Raw genomic sequence first — 18,937 nt, forward strand, 5'->3', positions numbered from 1 at the left:
TTCTGATTTATTATATCCTAAATTGTGACAAAAAGCAACTTGAACGCTCAAAGTGGTCAGTTGCCCCCTTTAAAAATATAGATTTTACTGAAAATATAATTTAAAATGATGATCAAAATTTGCGCTAGGATAGTTTCAACCGTATTAACCCTATCTATATTAAATTCGACAAACTGGCCAATAATATCAGGAAAAGTTGTAACAAAGATATAAGTTAAAAGAACGTCAAGACCAAGTGTTGAGAGACGAGCTAAGAAAAATTTAGCCAGACGGGTTGTCCAATTTCTTCTCTCTTGTTTAAAGACAATTGTATCATTTGTGAGAAAGGCAAAGAGAATCCCGATAATATTAGCGAGGGCAGTTGCGAGGATTTCCTGGTGGCTGATATGGTAAATAAGTAAACGCGATACAATAGAAACCAAAGTAGTAGCGCCACCAAAAAATAGATAGGCAAGGATTTCATTATCAAAGAAAGCTTTTATTAGTTTTTTCATGATTTTAGTATAGCATAAAACTGGCTAATGTGCTATACTAGTGAGGTTGATAACCTCAACCCTTGGTGCTTAGCTTCTTTCACCAAGCATATTTTACGCGGGAAACCGCCAAAGGAGAAAACATGAAAAAATTAACTGTTCGTGACATGGCAGATATTGCTATTGTTGCTGCTATCTATGTGGTTTTGACCATTACCCCACCACTGAATGCCATTAGCTATGGTGCTTACCAGTTCCGTATTTCTGAGATGATGAATTTTTTGGCTTTTTACAATCCTAAATACATCATCGGTGTGACGATTGGTTGTATGATTGCTAATTTCTTTAGTTTTGGCATAATTGATGTCTTTGTCGGCGGGGGATCTACTCTAGTTTTCCTTAGTCTAGGTGTTTGGCTCTTTAGCAAGTATAAGGAAGACTATTTGTTCAATGGTTTGATTCGAAAAGATCATTTCTTATTTTCAATCCTATTCTCAATTTCAATGATTACCATTGCAGCAGAACTTCATATCGTTGCTGAAGCTCCATTCTTTTTCACTTGGTTTTCTACAGGAATTGGAGAGTTTGCATCTCTTATCGTTGGTGCAATCCTAATCGGAAAACTAGGACAGCGAATCGATCTAACAAAATAAGAAGTTTATAAGCTAGATTCTTGATAGATCTAGCTTTTTTCATTTCAGAAATTTAAAAGAGAGCGCTTGACAAGAGCATAGAACTATAGTATACTTTTTAGGTAAGCTGATTTAGCTCAGTTGGCAGAGCGCATCCATGGTAAGGATGAGGTCGCCGGTTCAATCCCGGCAATTAGCATTAGATAGACAAGAAAACTCTTGATATTCGAGAGTTTTTTATATTTCCCCCGCATTAGCCTTGACAAAGTCAGCAAAGCATAGTAGAATAAAACCTGCGATGAGTCGATAGGTAGTCTTTGGACTGCTATTGAGCATAAGGAGGTCATAACGCAGGAGCGGACCTTGATGAGTTGTGTGAACCTGCTCATCACATGAAGATGCCTCTTAGTCCCTGGTCAATGACTAGGGATTTTTAATTTTCAGAAAATATAACCCAAAAATGCTTTTCAATTTCTGGAAAAAGTAGTATAATACATCTATTATAGAAATTTTTAGAAAATTCCGAAAGAGGTTATTTATGGGATATACAGTTGCTGTAGTCGGCGCGACAGGTGCTGTCGGAGCTCAGATGATAAAAATGTTGGAAGAATCAACACTTCCAATCGATAAAATTCGTTACCTTGCTTCTGCACGTTCAGCAGGCAAAACTTTGAAATTTAAAGACCAAGATATTACGATTGAAGAAACAACTGAGACAGCTTTTGAGGGTGTTGATATTGCACTCTTCTCAGCAGGTGGTTCGACATCAGCTAAGTATGCACCATACGCAGTTCAAGCTGGAGCGGTAGTAGTAGATAACACATCTTATTTCCGTCAAAATCCAGATGTTCCTTTGGTTGTTCCAGAGGTCAATGCTCATGCACTTGATGCCCACAACGGGATTATTGCCTGCCCTAACTGTTCAACAATCCAAATGATGGTGGCTCTTGAGCCAGTTCGTCAAAAATGGGGCTTGGACCGTATCATCGTTTCAACTTACCAAGCGGTTTCAGGTGCTGGTATGGGAGCGATTCTTGAAACACAACGTGAACTTCGTGAAGTCTTGAATGACGGTGTGAATCCTCGTGATTTGCATGCAGAAATCTTGCCTTCAGGTGGTGACAAGAAACACTATCCTATCGCCTTTAACGCTCTTCCACAAATCGATGTCTTCACGGACAATGATTACACTTACGAAGAGATGAAGATGACCAAGGAAACGAAGAAAATCATGGAAGATGACAGCATCGCAGTGTCTGCAACATGTGTGCGTATTCCCGTCTTGTCAGCTCACTCTGAGTCTGTTTACATTGAAACAAAAGAAGTGGCCCCAATCGAAGAAGTGAAAGCAGCTATCGCAGCCTTTCCAAGTGCAGTTCTTGAAGATGATGTAGCTCATCAAATCTATCCGCAAGCCATCAATGCAGTTGGTTCACGTGATACCTTTGTTGGTCGTATCCGTAAAGACTTGGATGCTGAAAAAGGAATCCACATGTGGGTTGTTTCAGATAACCTTCTCAAAGGTGCTGCCTGGAACTCAGTTCAGATCGCAGAAACGCTTCACGAACGTGGATTGGTTCGTCCAACAGCTGAGTTGAAATTTGAATTAAAATAGTCATATCGTTTAGGAGTTCAGATGAACTCCTTCTTTGAAATAGAGAGGTGTTTCTCATGTCTTATCAAGATTTAAAAGAGTGTAAAATCATCACAGCCTTTATTACCCCTTTCCATGAGGATGGTTCCATCAACTTTGATGCCATTCCAGCCTTGATTGAGCATTTATTGGCCCATCACACAGACGGCATTCTCCTAGCTGGAACAACTGCTGAGAGTCCAACTTTGACTCACGATGAAGAGTTGGAACTCTTTGCAGCTGTACAAAAGATTGTTAATGGACGTGTTCCTTTGATTGCGGGTGTAGGTACCAATGATACACGTGACTCGATTGAGTTTGTCAAAGAAGTAGCAGAATTTGGCGGTTTCGCTGCTGGGCTTGCAATCGTACCTTACTACAACAAACCTTCTCAAGAAGGTATGTATCAGCACTTTAAAGCTATTGCAGATGCTTCTGACTTGCCTATTATCATCTATAACATCCCAGGACGTGTGGTTGTCGAATTAACTCCAGAAACCATGCTTCGTTTGGCTGACCATCCAAATATCATTGGTGTCAAGGAATGTACTAGTTTGGCCAATATGGCTTACTTGATTGAGCATAAACCAGAAGAGTTCTTGGTCTATACTGGTGAGGATGGAGATGCTTTCCATGCCATGAACCTTGGTGCAGATGGAGTTATCTCTGTTGCATCCCATACAAATGGAGATGAGATGCACGAGATGTTCACTGCCATTGCAGAAAGCGATATGAAGAAAGCTGCAGCTATTCAACGTAAGTTCATTCCTAAAGTCAATGCCCTCTTTTCTTATCCAAGTCCTGCTCCAGTTAAGGCAGTTTTGAACTACATGGGATTTGAAGCGGGACCAACTAGATTACCTCTAGTTCCAGCACCAGAAGAAGATGCCAAACGCATTATCAAAGTTGTCGTAGATGGCGACTATGAAGCAACTAAGGCAACCGTAACAGGAGTCTTAAGACCAGATTACTAATAAAGACAATAAAATCCATGACCGAATGAACGATCATGGATTTTTCTTATTTTCCTAAACAGAATTGGCTAAAGAGTTGGGTAATGAGTTCATCTGGAGCAGCATCACCAGTAATTTCTCCGAGAATTTCCCAAGTACGGGTTAAGTCAACTTGAAGCAAATCAACTGGCATCCCCAGTTCAAGACCTTCATTAACAGCTTGTAGGCTTTCAACTGCTTTTTCAATCAAGGAAATATGACGGGCATTTGACAAGTAAGTAGCATCTTGCTCGACCAAACCAGCATTTTCAAAGAAGAGATCGTTAATACGCTCTTCGATCTTATCAATGTTTTGGTTTTTAAGAACTGAAATACGGATGACATCTTCAGGGAGTTCTGAAGTTTCAATCGCTTCAGGAAGATCCGTTTTATTAAGTAGAATAATGCGGTTGGTATCTTGGCTGATTTCTAAGAGTTGGCGATCTTGGGCGGTCAGTGGTTCACTGGCATTTAGTACTAGTAGTACCAAGTCAGCTTCCTTGAGGGCTTTTCTAGAACGTTCGACACCGATTTGTTCCACGATATCATCTGTATCCCGAATACCAGCTGTATCAATCAATTTGAGAGGAACACCATTGATATTGACGTATTCTTCGATGACATCACGGGTGGTACCAGCGATGTCTGTAACGATGGCCTTGTCCTCACGAAGGAGATTGTTGAGGAGGCTCGATTTACCAACGTTGGGGCGTCCGATGATGGCAGTTGAAATTCCCTCACGAAGTATCTTACCGCGACGAGCTGTTTTAAGGAGATTGGTTAGCAATTGCTCAAACTCCATAGTCTTCTCACGGACAACAGCGGTAGTAGCTTCCTCAACATCGTCATACTCAGGATAGTCGATATTGACCTCAACTTGGGCAAGTGTATTGAGGATTTCTTGGCGAGTATTATTAATGAGGTCAGAAAGAGAACCGTCCAATTGTTTGACTGCGATATTCATGGCCTTGTCAGTCTTGGCACGGATGATGTCCATCACCGCCTCAGCCTGTGTCAAGTCCACACGACCGTTTAGAAAGGCACGCTTGGTAAATTCACCCGGTTCAGCCAATCGAGCTCCTTCACGGATAGCTAGTTGGAGAATCTCATTGGTCACCGCAATCCCACCGTGAGTGTTAATCTCGATAATATCCTCACGAGTGAAGGTCTTTGGAGACTTCATAGCTCCAACCATAACTTCGTCCATGACCTTCCCTGTCTGCGGGTCAATAATGTGACCGTAGTTGAGGGTATGGCTTGCAACCTTGCTCAAGTCTTTTCCTTTAAAAATCTTTTGCGCAATGGCAAAACTATCTGTTCCGCTCAGGCGGACAATACCAATGGCTCCTTCACCTAGTGGAGTAGAGATAGCAGCGATGGTATCAAATTCACGTGTAATCATACTATTTCCTTTTGTATTTCTTTTCTTAGGATAGGTATCCAAGCATCTCTTCAAATTGTAACAAAATTAGACTATTTCTTCAATGGATGCTACTTGGAGATTGAAAAAGCCTAAGCAATTCTGCTTAAGCTGGATTATTTGGTGCGCATTTCCCCTTGAGGGAAGTAGGTTCCTTCTGGCATGTCGTTGATGATGACATGAACGGCTGATTGAGGGGCTCCAGTGTTGCGGACAACAGCTTCCGTTACTTCCTTAGCAAGAGCTTTCTTTTGCTCGAGCGTGCGACCTTCAAATAAATCGATGCGTACAAATGGCATAATAGCTTCCTCCACTAGTTTTTGATTTCTTCTATTTTACCACATTTTGCCGTTTAAAGCTTCAGAAAATTATGATATACTAGAATGTAGCAAAAATTTAGAAATGGACGTGAAATAGAAGCATGGCACAGTTGTATTATCGTTATGGGACCATGAACTCTGGTAAGACGATTGAGATTCTTAAGGTAGCCTATAACTACGAGGAGCAAGGAAAGGGAGTTGTGATTATGACTTCGGCTCTGGATACGCGTGACGGTGTTGGCTATGTGTCGAGTCGAATCGGCATGAAACGCCCAGCCATTGCGATTGAGGAAACGACAGATATCTTCGGCTATATCCGAGACTTACCTGAAAAACCTTACTGTGTGTTGGTCGATGAGGCCCAGTTTCTCAAGCGTCACCATGTTTATGACCTAGCTCGTGTTGTTGATGAGTTAGACATACCTGTCATGGCTTTTGGTTTGAAGAATGACTTTCGCAATGAATTGTTCGAAGGTTCCAAATACCTCTTGCTCTTAGCAGACAAGATTGACGAAATCAAGACCATTTGTCAGTACTGTAAGAAAAAGGCGACTATGGTGTTGCGTACGCACGATGGTGTGCCAGTCTATGATGGCGAACAAATTCAAATCGGTGGCAATGAAACCTATATCTCGGTTTGCCGTAAACATTATTTTGCGCCAATGATAGCATCTAACAAGGAGCATAACTATGACAATTGAACTAAGAGATGTTGCAATGGAAAATTATTTTGATGTTTTGAATTTGGATGTCAAGGAATATCAAAAGCAATTCATTGCAACCAACGCAATTAGTTTAGCTGAAGCATATGTCTACACTAAAAATGGAGATTTTGTAGCTCCATTGGCAGTTTATGATAATGATGCAATTATAGGTTTTGTGATGATAGCTTATGATAAAAAGATCGGAATTAGTAGTGGAAATTATTTACTATTTCGTTTTATGATTGATAAGAATTTTCAAAATCAAGGATATTTTAAACCAATTATGGATAAAGTGCAGGACTATGTTCAGACAGCGCCAGCAGGTTTAGGCAATAAACTTTGGTTGTCTTATGAACCAGAAAATGAACATGCAAGATCTTGTTACCTCAGTTATGGATTTAAAGAAACTGGGGAAATATTTGAGAACGAAGTAGTAGCAATCTATGATCTAACAATTGAGAACTAAGGAGAAAAAATGAACATCTATGATCAACTACAAGCTGTAGAAGACCGTTATGAAGAACTAGGAGAATTGCTCAGTGACCCAGATGTCGTCTCAGACACCAAGCGTTTCATGGAGCTTTCGAAAGAAGAAGCTTCTACTCGTGATACGGTAACAGCTTACCGTGAGTACAAGCAAGTCCTTCAAAACATCGTTGATGCTGAAGAGATGATTAAGGAATCAGGCGGAGATGCAGACTTGGAAGAAATGGCCAAGCAAGAACTCAAAGATGCCAAGGCTGAAAAAGAAGAATATGAAGAAAAACTAAAAATCTTGCTCCTTCCAAAGGATCCAAACGATGACAAGAACATCATCCTTGAAATCCGTGGGGCAGCTGGTGGAGACGAAGCAGCCCTCTTCGCTGGAGATTTGCTAACTATGTACCAAAAGTATGCGGAAACCCAAGGCTGGCGCTTTGAAGTTATGGAAGCCTCAATGAACGGCGTAGGTGGTTTCAAAGAAGTCGTAGCCATGGTTTCCGGTCAGTCCGTTTACTCTAAGCTTAAGTATGAGTCTGGTGCACATCGTGTGCAACGTGTCCCTGTGACAGAGAGCCAAGGCCGTGTCCACACCTCAACAGCGACAGTTCTAATCATGCCTGAAGTGGAAGAAGTAGAGTACGATATTGATCCAAAAGACCTTCGTGTTGACATCTACCACGCATCTGGTGCTGGTGGTCAGAACGTCAACAAGGTTGCGACTGCCGTTCGTATTGTTCACTTGCCGACCAATATCAAGGTTGAGATGCAGGAAGAACGTACCCAGCAGAAAAACCGTGAGAAGGCTATGAAGATTATTCGTGCGCGTGTGGCTGACCATTTTGCTCAGATTGCCCAAGATGAACAAGACGCTGAGCGTAAGTCGACAATCGGTACTGGTGACCGTTCAGAACGTATCCGTACTTACAATTTCCCACAAAACCGTGTCACAGACCACCGTATTGGATTGACCCTCCAAAAACTAGATACCATCTTGTCTGGTAAATTGGATGAAGTTGTGGATGCCTTAGTGCTCTATGACCAAACACAAAAATTAGAAGAATTAAATAAATAATGAAACTAGCTCAATTATTTTCAGATTTTGAAGAAGAGTTGATAAGACAAGGAGAGGAAGCAGAAAGCCTCTCTTTTGTCTACCGTAGCCTAAAAAATCTCTCTTTTACGGACTTTGTCTTTGCTCTTCAGCAGGAAGTGACAAAAGAGGAAGAAAATTTTGTAGAAGAAATTTACCAGCAGTTAGTGGCTCACAAACCGGCGCAGTACATCATTGGTCACGCAGAATTTTTTGGAATGCAGTTAAAAGTAGATGAGCGGGTTTTGATTCCTCGTCCAGAGACAGAAGAGTTGGTGGAACTCATCCTCACAGAAAAACCTGAGGAAAATCTTAAGGTCCTAGATATTGGAACTGGAAGTGGTGCCATAGCCCTCGCACTAGCAAAAAACAGACCAGATTGGTCAGTGACAGCAGCAGATATTTCACAAGAGGCTTTGCAGCTTGCATCTGAGAATGCCAAAAATCAAAATCTTAATATATTTTTCAAAAAATCTGATTGTTTTGCAGAAATTTCTGAAAAATATGATATAATTGTATCCAATCCACCCTATATCTCTCGTGAAGATGAGTCAGAGGTCGGTTTGAATGTTTTACATTCGGAGCCTCATCTAGCTCTTTTTGCAGATGAGGATGGCCTAGCTATTTATCGCAGAATTGCGGAAGATGCAAAAGACTATCTCGCAGATGGTGGTAAGATTTACCTTGAAATTGGATACAAGCAAGGTCAAAGTGTTCCTGCGCTTTTTAGGAAACATCTTCCTGAAAAACGAGTACGAACACTCAAGGACCAATTTGGTCAAGATAGGATGGTTGTAGTTGATGATGGACAGGATTAGACAAGAGTTGGAAAAGGGCGGAGCTGTTGTTTTGCCTACAGAGACAGTTTATGGTCTCTTTGCTAAGGCCTTAGACGAAAAAGCTGTCTACCATGTTTACCAACTCAAACGTCGTCCTAGAGATAAGGCACTCAATCTTAATGTCGCTTCTCTAGAGGACATCTTGCACTTTTCAAAGAAACAGCCAACTTATCTACAAAAGCTTGTAGAGGCCTTTTTACCGGGTCCCTTGACCATTATCCTCGAAGCCAATGACCGAGTTCCTTATTGGGTCAACTCTGGTCTTGCAACTGTCGGATTTCGGATGCCGAGTCACCCCATTACACTTGATTTGATTCGAGAGACAGGTCCTTTGATTGGGCCGTCTGCCAATATCTCGGGTCAGGCGAGTGGAGTGACGTTTGCTCAAATTCTAGAGGATTTTGACCAAGAGGTTCTGGGTCTGGAGGACGATGCTTCTTTAACTGGACAGGATTCGACGATTTTGGATTTGTCTGGAGATAAGGTGAAAATCTTACGCCAGGGGGCGATTAAGCGAGAAGATATTCTTGCTCGGTTGCCAGAGATTTCTTTTGAGGAGGAATGAGATGCTAAGAGATTTGCAAGCAACAGATGTGAATGCTATATGTGAGATTAACCAAGAGGCTTTGGGCTACTCTTTTAGTTCAGAGGACACAGCTAGTCAACTAGCTAGACTGTCTCAGGATTCTCATCATTTCCTACTTGGTTATGAGGATGAAGTCAGCCATGTCCTACTTGGATATGTCCATGCCGAGGTTTACGAATCCCTCTATTCCAAAGCAGGATTTAATATCTTAGGCTTAGCGGTTTCACCTCAAGCACAAGGGCAAGGTATCGGTAAAAACTTACTGCAAGGGTTGGATCAAGAAGCAAAAAGACGGGGTTATGGGTTTATCCGCTTAAACTCTGCTGATCATCGTCTGGGAGCTCATGCATTTTATGAAAAAGTTGGTTATACTTGTGATAAAGTGCAGAAACGGTTTATTCGCATCTTTTAGTTGATTTTCTTATTGAAAAAAAACTAAAGGACCAGTCACACTATAAAGGAGAAGACCTATGATTTTTGACAAAGACGATTTTAAAGCATACGATGCTGATCTCTGGAATGCTATTGCCAAAGAAGAAGAACGCCAACAAAACAATATCGAGTTGATTGCTTCGGAAAACGTGGTTTCCAAGGCTGTTATGGCAGCTCAAGGGTCTATCTTGACAAACAAATATGCCGAGGGTTACCCAGGACGTCGTTATTATGGTGGAACTGATGTAGTAGACGTGGTAGAAACTCTAGCTATTGAACGTGCAAAAGAAATTTTCGGTGCTAAATTCGCCAATGTCCAACCTCACTCAGGAAGCCAAGCCAACTGTGCGGCTTACATGGCCTTGATTGAGCCAGGTGATACCGTTATGGGGATGGATTTGGCAGCAGGTGGACACTTGACCCACGGAGCTCCAGTTAGCTTCTCTGGTCAAACCTACAACTTTGTTTCTTACAGTGTGGATCCTGAAACGGAACTCTTGGACTTTGATGCAATCTTGAAACAAGCCCAAGAAGTAAAACCAAAACTAATCGTAGCAGGTGCATCAGCTTATTCTCAAATTATCGACTTCTCAAAATTCCGTGAAATCGCAGATGCTGTTGGGGCTAAGCTTATGGTCGATATGGCCCATATCGCTGGTTTGGTTGCAGCTGGACTTCATCCAAGCCCAGTACCATACGCTCATATCACTACAACAACGACCCACAAAACTCTTCGTGGACCGCGTGGTGGTTTGATCTTGACAAATGATGAGGACCTAGCTAAGAAAATCAACTCAGCTATTTTCCCAGGTATTCAAGGCGGTCCTTTAGAGCATGTTGTTGCTGCTAAGGCGGTTTCATTCAAAGAAGTTTTGGACCCAGCCTTCAAGGAATATGCTGCTAATGTCATCAAAAACAGCAAGGCTATGGTTGAAGTCTTCTTGCAAGACCCTGATTTCCGTATCATCTCAGGTGGTACTGAAAATCATCTCTTCCTAGTGGATGTGACTAAGGTTGTAGAAAACGGAAAAGTGGCTCAAAACTTGCTGGATGAAGTTAATATTACCCTAAATAAAAACTCAATTCCATACGAAACCTTGTCACCATTCAAGACAAGTGGAATTCGTATCGGAGCAGCAGCCATCACTGCACGTGGATTTGGTGAAGAAGAAAGCCGTAAAGTGGCTGAACTCATCATTAAAACCCTTAAAAATGCAGAAAATGAGGCTGTATTAGAAGAAGTGAGAAGTGCGGTCAAAGAATTGACAGATGCCTTCCCACTATACGAGGACTAATACTTTTATGGACATTTATATTAAGAAAGCTATTATCCATCAGTTCAGCCCAGATGAAACCGAGCTGTTTCTAGCGGATAAGTTTCTCAATATCACTCCAAAAATCGAGGAATACCTGCGTAAAAAAATTGAACGTGTGTATTCAGATGAAGCTAAGACTGGGATTTTCGAAGAAGAAAATCCCTTCTTCAATCACATCACAGACGATTTGGTGGAGACATCAGTAACACTGGCTAATCTCTGGAAAGAGGAGTTTAGCATTTCTGAAAATCTCAAGACCAATGACTTGGTTTTTGTTCAGTTTTCTAAAGAAGGCGTTGAACATTTTGCTTTCTTGCGAATTGCCCTGCGCGAGACCTTGATCCACCTCGGTGGAGAAGTTGATAATCCAATCAAGCTGACTCAGAATAACCTGCCTGGATTTGGAACGGGGGCTGATGAGGCTTTGGTGGTCAATCTTCAAAGCCGCAAGTACCATCTCATCGAAAAACGCATCAAGTACAATGGGACTTTTTTGAACTACTTTTCAGAAAATCTCCTAGCTGTTGCACCTAAGATTTCGCCAAAAAAATCCATCAAGGAACTGGAAAAAACGGCCCAGAGAATTGCAGAATCCTTTAACACAGATGATTTTCAGTTTCAATCCAAGGTCAAATCAGCGATTTTCAACAATCTTGAAGAAAGCAATGAACTGTCACCTGAAAAATTGGCTAATGACCTTTTTGACAACAATCTGACAGCTCGTTTGAGCTTTATCGACCAAGTCAAGGAAGCCGTACCAGAACCAGTCCAGTTTGATGAAATTGATGCCAGTCGTCAGCTCAAGAAATTTGAAAATCAAAAACTTTCCTTGTCAAATGGAATTGAACTCATCGTTCCCAATAACGTCTATCAAGATGCGCAGTCTGTTGAGTTTATCCAAAATGACAATGGAACCTATTCTATCTTAATCAAAAATATCGAGGATATTCAAAGTAAATAATGTTTAAATTTATAAGAAGAGTGCTTGTGCTAGCAGTCTTCCTTTTCGCAGGATACAAAGCTTATCATATCCATCAGGATGTTAAACAAGTCATGACCTACCAACCCATGGTGCGAGAAATCTTGAGCGAAAGAGATACTCCAGCCAATGAAGAGTTGGTGCTCGCCATGATTTATACGGAAACGAAGGGAAAAGAGCGGGATGTCATGCAGTCTAGTGAGTCTGCTAGTGGCGCTACCAATACCATCAAAGACGATGCCTCTAGTATTCGCCAAGGGGTTCAGACACTAACAGATAATCTCTATTTGGCACAGAGCAAAGGAGTAGATGTCTGGACCGCTGTTCAAGCCTATAATTTTGGACCTGCCTATATCGACTTTATCGCTCAGAATGGCAAGGAAAATACTCTGGCCCTAGCCAAGCGTTACTCCCGAGAAACGGTCGCTCCAATCCTTGGTAATACTACAGGGAAGACCTATACCTATATCAACCCTATTTCTATCTTTCACGGAGCCGAACTCTATGAAAATGGTGGAAATTATTACTACTCGAGACAGGTTCGCTTTAATCTCTATATCATGAAATTCTTTAATTTCTTCTAAACATCTGGTTTGACCAGGTGTTTTTCACTATAAGCTTTCTTTAAGATTGTTTTATTAACCTAGAAGGGTAAAGGAGGGAATACCCCATGAGAAAGAAATTCTTTCTAACAAGTGCTGCAGTATTGTGGGCCGTAACAGCTATGACGAGTGTCCACGCAGCAACTGATGTTCAAAAAGTAATCGATGAAACCTATGTACAACCCGAATATGTCCTAGGTTCTTCTCTATCTGAAGACCAGAAAAACCAAACTCTTAGCAAACTTGGCTATGACGCATCAAAAGACACCAAAGATATCAAAACTATGACACCTGATATCTATTCGAAAATTATGAATGTGGCTAATGATGCTAGTCTACAGCTCTATTCATCAGCCAAGATTCAAAAGCTGGGGGATAAGTCGCCTCTAGAAGTCAAGATTGAAACGCCTGAAAATATCACCAAGGTGACGCAAGATATGTACCGTAACGCAGCAGTGACGCTGGGAGTGGAGCATGCCAAAATCACAGTTGCAGCTCCTATTCCAGTTACAGGAGAGAGCGCCCTAGCAGGGATTTACTACTCGTTAGAGGCCAATGGTGCCAAAGTACCGCAAGCTAATAAAGACTTGGCCCAAGAGGAGCTAAAAGCCTTATCAGATATCAATGCTGAAAACAAGGACAAGTCAGGGTACGATGCCAATAAACTCAATGTCGCTTTGGCAGATATCAAGGCAGGAATCGCAAAAGCAAAAGAAGCCAAAGGTAACCTGACAGAAGAAGATGTCCGCAAAATCGTTGAAGACACGCTAAAAAACTACAAACTCGATCAGGTTATAACAGGAAACCAGGTCAATATCATTATCAATTTTGCACTCAACCTCTCAAAGAGTGACATTTTGAACAATGCTGATTTCACTAAAACCCTAAATGACCTCAAGGAAAGCATTGTTTCCCAAGCTGGAGATAGCTTCAAAAATATCAACCTCAACTTTGATGCCAATAAAGCGCTAGAAGAGGGGGGTAACTTCTTTAGCTCCCTTTGGCAAGCCATTGTCAACTTCTTCAAGAGTTTTGGTGCTTAGGTCATTTCATGATATAATAGATGGTAACAGAAATGTTGCCGTCTTTTTTTGACGGCCGATAGAAAGTGAAAAATATGTTAAAGAAAAATGATATTGTAGAAGTTGAAATTGTTGATTTGACCCATGAAGGTGCTGGGGTTGCTAAGGTAGATGGTTTGGTTTTCTTTGTAGAAAATGCTCTTCCAACTGAGAAAATCCTCATGCGAGTCCTTAAGGTCAATAAAAAGATTGGCTACGGGAAAGTTGAAGAATACCTTACACATTCTCCGCATCGTAACCAAGATCTTGACCTAGCTTATCTACGCTCAGGTATCGCTGATTTGGGGCATCTTGCCTATCCAGAGCAGCTCAAGTTTAAAACCAAGCAAGTCAAAGACAGTCTCTACAAGATTGCTGGTATTACAGATGTAGAGGTCGCTGAAACACTTGGTATGGAGAATCCTGTTAAGTATCGAAATAAGGCACAGGTGCCCGTTCGTCGAGTGAATGGTATCTTGGAAACTGGCTTTTTCCGTAAAAATTCCCATGACCTTATGCCCCTTGAAGATTTCTTTATCCAGGATCCTGTCATTGACCAAGTCGTAGTAACCCTTCGAGATTTGCTTCGTCGTTTTGATTTAAAACCTTATGACGAAAAGGAACAGTCTGGCTTGATTCGAAATCTTGTAGTGCGACGTGGGCACTATTCAGGGCAAATCATGGTCATTTTAGTAACAACTCGTCCGAAAGTTTTCCGAGTGGAGCAATTGATTGAACACCTTATCAAGCAGTTCCCAGAGATTGTGTCTGTCATGCAAAATATCAACGACCAGAATACCAATGCGATTTTTGGCAAGGAGTGGAAGACTCTTTATGGTCAAGACAATATCACGGACCAGATGTTGGGAAATGACTACCAAATCGCTGGACCAGCCTTTTATCAGGTCAATACAGAAATGGCAGAAAAACTTTATCAAACAGCTATTGACTTTGCGGAGTTAAGAGCAGATGATGTGGTGATTGACGCTTATTCTGGGATTGGAACGATTGGATTATCCGTTGCCAAGCATGTCAAAGAAGTCTACGGTGTTGAAGTGATTCCAGAAGCAGTAGAGAATAGCCAGAAGAATGCTACCTTGAATAATATCACTAATGCACACTATGTCTGTGACACAGCTGAAAATGCCATGAGGAATTGGCTCAAGGAAGGTATCCAACCAACCGTTATCTTGGTTGACCCACCACGCAAGGGATTGACCGAAAGCTTTATCAAAGCAAGTAGCCAAATTGGGGCTGACCGCATCGCCTATATCTCCTGTAATGTCGCAACCATGGCGCGTGATATCAAACTCTACCAAGAATTGGGTTATGAATTGAAGAAAGTCCAGCCGGTGGACTTGTTTCCGCAGACGCATCATGTTGAGGCGGTAAGTTTGCTAGTCAAGGAGTAAAACGACGAAGATTAGCATTTACTTCCGCCCATGCGATAGCTGTCCGTGATTGACAAGTGCTAGCACGCAGACAGAACGGAGATAGCGAACCGCTGAGTGTGTCGCTCTGCTCGTAAAAGCTTAGAAACCTTTGAACGAAAGGGATAATGAAAGCCTTGATTGCAAGGCTTTTTGCTTTATGGTGGGTAAGTATCAGAGTGAGAAAATTTTTGGAATGAGTAGAAGTGATAGCTAGAAATTATCAGTTTCTATTTCCATTTACCCTGTGGGTACGTGTTTGTTTCCATTGACAAGGAGTTTGTGGGAATAGAAATGTACCCACCTTGTTTGAATCAAGTGAAGTGTAGTTGAAGGAAATCTGTTGAAAGCAATACTTCATTTTACCGAATAAGTAATAATTTAGGCAACTTCAAATCGATTAAAAAAAACTATTTTAAAGGTTAAGAGTAGACAAAAATTGTCCACTCTTTTTTGCAAACTCAATTTATCAATAAATGAAATGAGGGAATGTAAAATGAAATATTTTGAGGTTGAGTTAGAAAATCCTGATGAATTTTTAAAACTACAAACAGAAGATTTTGTGAAAGCTAATCGCTTGCTACTAAGGAAGATAATCCAGAGCGTTACAGTCTATGAAGAAAACTTCGTCATATCCTTTAAATCTGGCATCGAATTGGAAGTATGAGTCTCATTCCATAACTTTTATATTGAACATATCATCTTGTTGTGTTATACTATAAATTGATATAAACAAAGATGTAGGAGGAACCGAAACTATGACAGCCTCAATGCGTTTAAGATAAGCTGGCAATAAAAAAAGCAGAATCTATACCCGATGATAGGCTTTTTTGTTGTGCTTATTTATACGATATTGAGCATTCATTAGTTACGGTGAGGATATTGGTTATTTAACTATACCTTTATTTAACTATGTCTTTAATATGAATGTTTCCAAATTGTATGTATGCAGACCAAAAGCCACATTGTGGGGTTTGGCCTGCATTTTTTATTGCCTAGAATGCTATTCAAAATAGAAATTCAAGCAAAATAATATGCAGGAGATAATATAAATGGAAAAATACAACAATTGGAAACGAAAATTTTATGCAATATGGGCAGGGCAAGCAGTATCATTAATCACTAGTGCCATCCTGCAAATGGCGATTATTTTTTACCTTACAGAAAAAACAGGATCTGCGATGGTCTTGTCTATGGCTTCATTAGTAGGTTTTTTACCCTATGCGATTTTGGGACCTGCCATTGGTGTGCTAGTGGATCGTCATGATAGGAAGAAGATAATGATTGGTGCCGATTTAATTATCGCAGCAGCTGGTGCAGTGCTTGCTATTGTTGCATTCTGTATGGAGCTACCTGTCTGGATGATTATGATAGTATTGTTTATCCGTAGCATTGGAACAGCTTTTCATACCCCAGCACTCAATGCGGTTACACCACTTTTAGTACCAGAAGAACAGCTAACGAAATGCGCAGGCTATAGTCAGTCTTTGCAGTCTATAAGCTATATTGTTAGTCCGGCAGTTGCAGCACTCTTATACTCCGTTTGGGATTTAAATGCTATTATTGCCATCGACGTATTGGGTGCTGTGATTGCATCTATTACGGTAGCAATTGTACGTATACCTAAGCTGGGTAATCAAGTGCAAAGTTTAGAACCAAATTTCATAAGGGAGATGAAAGAAGGAGTTGTGGTTCTGAGACAAAACAAAGGATTGTTTGCCTTATTACTCTTAGGAACACTATATACTTTTGTTTATATGCCAATCAATGCACTATTTCCTTTAATAAGCATGGAACACTTTAATGGAACGCCTGTGCATATTTCTATTACGGAAATTTCCTTTGCATTTGGGATGCTAGCAGGAGGCTTATTATTAGGAAGATTAGGGGGCTTCGAAAAGCATGTATTACTAATAACAAGTTCATTTTTTATAATGGGGACCAGTTTAGCCGTTTCGGGAATACTTCCTCCAAATGGATTTGTAATATTCGTAGTTTGCTGTGCAATAATGGGGCTTTCGGTGCCATTTTATAGCGGTGTGCAAACAGCTCTTTTTCAGGAGAAAATTAAGCCTGAATATTTAGGACGTGTATTTTCTTTGATCGGAAGTATCATGTCACTTGCTATGCCAATTGGGTTAATTCTTTCTGGATTCTTTGCTGATAAAATCGGTGTAAATCATTGGTTTTTACTATCAGGTATTTTAATTATTGGCATTGCTATAGTTTGCCAAATGATAACTGAGGTTAGAAAATTAGATTTAAAATAAACAATATTGGAGGAATATTTATGTATCTTATTTTCATGTAACTCTTCCTGCTAAAATCGCAGGGTTTTCCCTGCATACAAGCAAATGAAAGCATGCGATTATAGACAGGAGGAAATGTTATGGAATTAATATTAAAAGCAAAAGACATTCGTGTGGAATTCAAAGGACGCGATGTTTTAGATATAAATGAATTAGAAGTATATGATTATGACCGTATTGGTTTAGTAGGAGCAAATGGTGCTGGAAAAAGCACTTTACTCAGGGTACTTTTAGGAGAATTAACTCCCCCAGGATGTAAAATGAATCGTCTGGGTGAACTTGCCTATATTCCCCAGTTGGACGAAGTAACTCTGCAGGAGGAAAAAGATTTTGCACTTGTAGGCAAGCTAGGTGTTGAGCAATTAAATATACAGACTATGAGCGGTGGTGAAGAAACAAGGCTTAAAATAGCACAGGCCTTATCGGCACAGGTTCATGGTATTTTAGCGGATGAACCTACGAGCCATTTAGACCGTGAAGGAATTGATTTTCTAATAGGACAGCTAAAATATTTTACAGGTGCACTGTTAGTTATTAGCCATGACCGCTATTTTCTTGATGAAATAGTAGATAAAATATGGGAACTGAAAGATGGCAAAATCACTGAGTATTGGGGAAACTATTCTGATTATCTTCGTCAGAAAGAGGAAGAACGTAAGAGCCAAGCTGCAGAATACGAACAATTTATTGCGGAACGTGCCCGATTGGAAAGGGCTGCGGAGGAAAAGCGAAAACAGGCTCGTAAAATAGAACAGAAGGCAAAAGGTTCTTCAAAGAAAAAAAGTACTGAAGACGGAGGGCGTTTAGCTCATCAAAAATCAATAGGAAGTAAGGAAAAAAAGATGTATAATGCTGCTAAAACCCTAGAGCACAGGATTGCGGCCTTAGGAAAAGTAGAAGCTCCGGAAGGCATTCGCAGAATTCGTTTCAGGCAAAGTAAAGCATTGGAGCTCCATAATCCATACCCTATAGTCGGTGCAGAAATTAATAAAGTATTTGGGGATAAGGCTCTGTTTGAAAATGCATCTTTTCAAATTCCGTTAGGAGCAAAAGTGGCGTTAACTGGTGGTAATGGAATCGGAAAAACAACTTTAATCCAAATGATCTTAAACCATGAAGAAGGAATTTCTATTTCGCCTAAGGCAAAAATAGGTTACTTTGCACAGAATGGTTACAAGTACAACAGTAATCAGAATGTTATGGAGTTTATGCAGAAGGATTGTGACTACAATATATCAGAAATTCGTTCAGTGCTAGCATCTATGGGGTTCAAACAGAACGATATTGGAAAAAGTTTATCTGTTTTAAGCGGTGGAGAAATTATAAAATTGTTGCTTGCTAAAATGCTCATGGGTAGATATAACATCCTAATAATGGATGAACCCAGTAACTTCCTTGACATACCAAGTTTAGAGGCTTTGGAAATACTAATGAAGGAGTACACCGGAACTATCGTGTTTATCACCCACGATAAACGATTACTCGAAAATGTAGCAGATGTAGTTTATGAAATTAGAGATAAGAAAATAAATCTGAAACATTAAATTTAAGGTAGTCGCTGGTCAGTATAGTCTGTTCTGGTTGGCGACTCCATTGTTAAAGAGTATAAAGACTTTAGATTTTATGAATATTAAAA

The 18,937-nt window shown here is 40.5% G+C and carries 20 protein-coding genes, 1 tRNA gene and 1 riboswitch; of the genes, 18 read left to right on the forward strand and 3 right to left on the reverse strand.

From position 1 onward, the window contains the following. Nucleotides 1-56: 56 nt before the first annotated feature. Nucleotides 57-494 carry a GtrA family protein gene (locus ADM50_RS02530; RefSeq protein ID WP_049484419.1) on the reverse strand — a complete coding sequence of 146 codons (438 nt, stop codon included), beginning with the start codon at nucleotides 492-494 and terminating at the stop codon, nucleotides 57-59. A gap of 28 nt (nucleotides 495-522) precedes the next feature. After that, a riboswitch (PreQ1 riboswitch) is annotated at nucleotides 523-619 on the forward strand. On the opposite strand from ADM50_RS02530, the gene ADM50_RS02535 reads away from it, so the two are divergent. From ADM50_RS02535 to dapA, 4 genes are all read left to right on the forward strand, one after another. Further along, entirely contained in the window at nucleotides 617-1,126 is a 510-nt protein-coding gene (locus ADM50_RS02535) for a QueT transporter family protein (RefSeq protein ID WP_049484420.1), read from the forward strand. (Overlaps the previous riboswitch by 3 nt.) A gap of 105 nt (nucleotides 1,127-1,231) precedes the next feature. Continuing rightward, nucleotides 1,232-1,304, forward strand: a tRNA-Thr gene (locus ADM50_RS02540). Nucleotides 1,305-1,643: 339 nt separating this feature from the next. Beyond that, nucleotides 1,644-2,720 (forward strand): aspartate-semialdehyde dehydrogenase, encoded by a 1,077-nt coding sequence (locus tag ADM50_RS02545; RefSeq protein WP_049484421.1) that lies wholly within the window; start codon nucleotides 1,644-1,646, stop codon nucleotides 2,718-2,720. Nucleotides 2,721-2,776: 56 nt separating this feature from the next. Then, nucleotides 2,777-3,712 (forward strand): 4-hydroxy-tetrahydrodipicolinate synthase, encoded by a 936-nt coding sequence (gene dapA, locus ADM50_RS02550; RefSeq protein WP_000121608.1) that lies wholly within the window; start codon nucleotides 2,777-2,779, stop codon nucleotides 3,710-3,712. A 46-nt stretch (nucleotides 3,713-3,758) separates the two neighbouring features. On the opposite strand, the gene mnmE is transcribed toward dapA, so the two are convergent. After that, the gene (mnmE, locus tag ADM50_RS02555; RefSeq protein WP_049477728.1) at nucleotides 3,759-5,132 is read right to left on the reverse strand and encodes a tRNA uridine-5-carboxymethylaminomethyl(34) synthesis GTPase MnmE; all 1,374 of its coding nucleotides are present in this window, start codon (nucleotides 5,130-5,132) and stop codon (nucleotides 3,759-3,761) included. 134 nt (nucleotides 5,133-5,266) lie between these two features. Then, the gene (locus ADM50_RS02560) at nucleotides 5,267-5,449 is read right to left on the reverse strand and encodes a 4-oxalocrotonate tautomerase (protein WP_001117401.1); all 183 of its coding nucleotides are present in this window, start codon (nucleotides 5,447-5,449) and stop codon (nucleotides 5,267-5,269) included. A gap of 122 nt (nucleotides 5,450-5,571) precedes the next feature. On the opposite strand from ADM50_RS02560, the gene ADM50_RS02565 reads away from it, so the two are divergent. The 14 genes from ADM50_RS02565 to msr(D) all read left to right on the forward strand — a co-directional run bounded on the left by ADM50_RS02565 (nucleotide 5,572) and on the right by msr(D) (nucleotide 18,845). Then, nucleotides 5,572-6,171, forward strand: coding sequence for a thymidine kinase (locus ADM50_RS02565; RefSeq protein ID WP_049484422.1), 600 nt, complete (start codon nucleotides 5,572-5,574; stop codon nucleotides 6,169-6,171). Then, nucleotides 6,161-6,640, forward strand: a complete 480-nt coding sequence (locus ADM50_RS02570; protein WP_049484423.1) for a GNAT family N-acetyltransferase — start codon at nucleotides 6,161-6,163, stop codon at nucleotides 6,638-6,640. Before ADM50_RS02565 ends, ADM50_RS02570 begins: the two co-directional genes overlap by 11 nt. 9 nt (nucleotides 6,641-6,649) lie before the next feature. Continuing rightward, complete coding sequence (prfA, locus tag ADM50_RS02575) at nucleotides 6,650-7,729, forward strand: peptide chain release factor 1 (RefSeq protein WP_042902301.1); 1,080 nt, start codon at nucleotides 6,650-6,652, stop codon at nucleotides 7,727-7,729. Next, on the forward strand, nucleotides 7,729-8,565 hold the full coding sequence (gene prmC / locus ADM50_RS02580) for a peptide chain release factor N(5)-glutamine methyltransferase (RefSeq protein WP_049484424.1): 837 nt from the start codon (nucleotides 7,729-7,731) through the stop codon (nucleotides 8,563-8,565). The genes prfA and prmC overlap by 1 nt, the downstream gene beginning before the upstream one ends. Further along, nucleotides 8,549-9,151, forward strand: coding sequence for an L-threonylcarbamoyladenylate synthase (locus ADM50_RS02585; RefSeq protein WP_049484425.1), 603 nt, complete (start codon nucleotides 8,549-8,551; stop codon nucleotides 9,149-9,151). The genes prmC and ADM50_RS02585 overlap by 17 nt, the downstream gene beginning before the upstream one ends. 1 nt (nucleotide 9,152) lies before the next feature. Then, complete coding sequence (locus tag ADM50_RS02590; protein ID WP_049484426.1) at nucleotides 9,153-9,584, forward strand: GNAT family N-acetyltransferase; 432 nt, start codon at nucleotides 9,153-9,155, stop codon at nucleotides 9,582-9,584. A 58-nt stretch (nucleotides 9,585-9,642) separates the two neighbouring features. Further along, nucleotides 9,643-10,899: a serine hydroxymethyltransferase gene (gene glyA / locus ADM50_RS02595; protein WP_038805299.1), complete on the forward strand. Its 1,257-nt coding sequence runs from the start codon at nucleotides 9,643-9,645 to the stop codon at nucleotides 10,897-10,899. A gap of 7 nt (nucleotides 10,900-10,906) precedes the next feature. Continuing rightward, the gene (locus ADM50_RS02600; protein WP_038805298.1) at nucleotides 10,907-11,881 is read left to right on the forward strand and encodes a nucleoid-associated protein; all 975 of its coding nucleotides are present in this window, start codon (nucleotides 10,907-10,909) and stop codon (nucleotides 11,879-11,881) included. Next, nucleotides 11,881-12,483 carry a lysozyme family protein gene (locus ADM50_RS02605; RefSeq protein WP_004240129.1) on the forward strand — a complete coding sequence of 201 codons (603 nt, stop codon included), beginning with the start codon at nucleotides 11,881-11,883 and terminating at the stop codon, nucleotides 12,481-12,483. The genes ADM50_RS02600 and ADM50_RS02605 overlap by 1 nt, the downstream gene beginning before the upstream one ends. An 86-nt stretch (nucleotides 12,484-12,569) precedes the next feature. Then, nucleotides 12,570-13,544 carry a DUF1002 domain-containing protein gene (locus tag ADM50_RS02610; protein ID WP_042902298.1) on the forward strand — a complete coding sequence of 325 codons (975 nt, stop codon included), beginning with the start codon at nucleotides 12,570-12,572 and terminating at the stop codon, nucleotides 13,542-13,544. Nucleotides 13,545-13,618: 74 nt separating this feature from the next. After that, a complete protein-coding gene (gene rlmD / locus ADM50_RS02615; RefSeq protein ID WP_049484427.1) occupies nucleotides 13,619-14,974 on the forward strand; it encodes a 23S rRNA (uracil(1939)-C(5))-methyltransferase RlmD in 1,356 nt (451 codons plus the stop codon). Between the two features lie 514 nt (nucleotides 14,975-15,488). Beyond that, nucleotides 15,489-15,659, forward strand: a complete 171-nt coding sequence (locus ADM50_RS02620) for a hypothetical protein (RefSeq protein ID WP_000873143.1) — start codon at nucleotides 15,489-15,491, stop codon at nucleotides 15,657-15,659. 385 nt (nucleotides 15,660-16,044) lie between these two features. Next, complete coding sequence (mef(A), locus tag ADM50_RS02625) at nucleotides 16,045-17,262, forward strand: macrolide efflux MFS transporter Mef(A) (protein ID WP_000417519.1); 1,218 nt, start codon at nucleotides 16,045-16,047, stop codon at nucleotides 17,260-17,262. A 119-nt stretch (nucleotides 17,263-17,381) separates the two neighbouring features. Beyond that, nucleotides 17,382-18,845 (forward strand): ABC-F type ribosomal protection protein Msr(D), encoded by a 1,464-nt coding sequence (gene msr(D), locus ADM50_RS02630; protein WP_000420313.1) that lies wholly within the window; start codon nucleotides 17,382-17,384, stop codon nucleotides 18,843-18,845. Nucleotides 18,846-18,937: the final 92 nt, after the last annotated feature.

Source organism: Streptococcus oralis (assembly GCF_001075675.1).
GTDB lineage: Bacteria > Bacillota > Bacilli > Lactobacillales > Streptococcaceae > Streptococcus > Streptococcus oralis_V.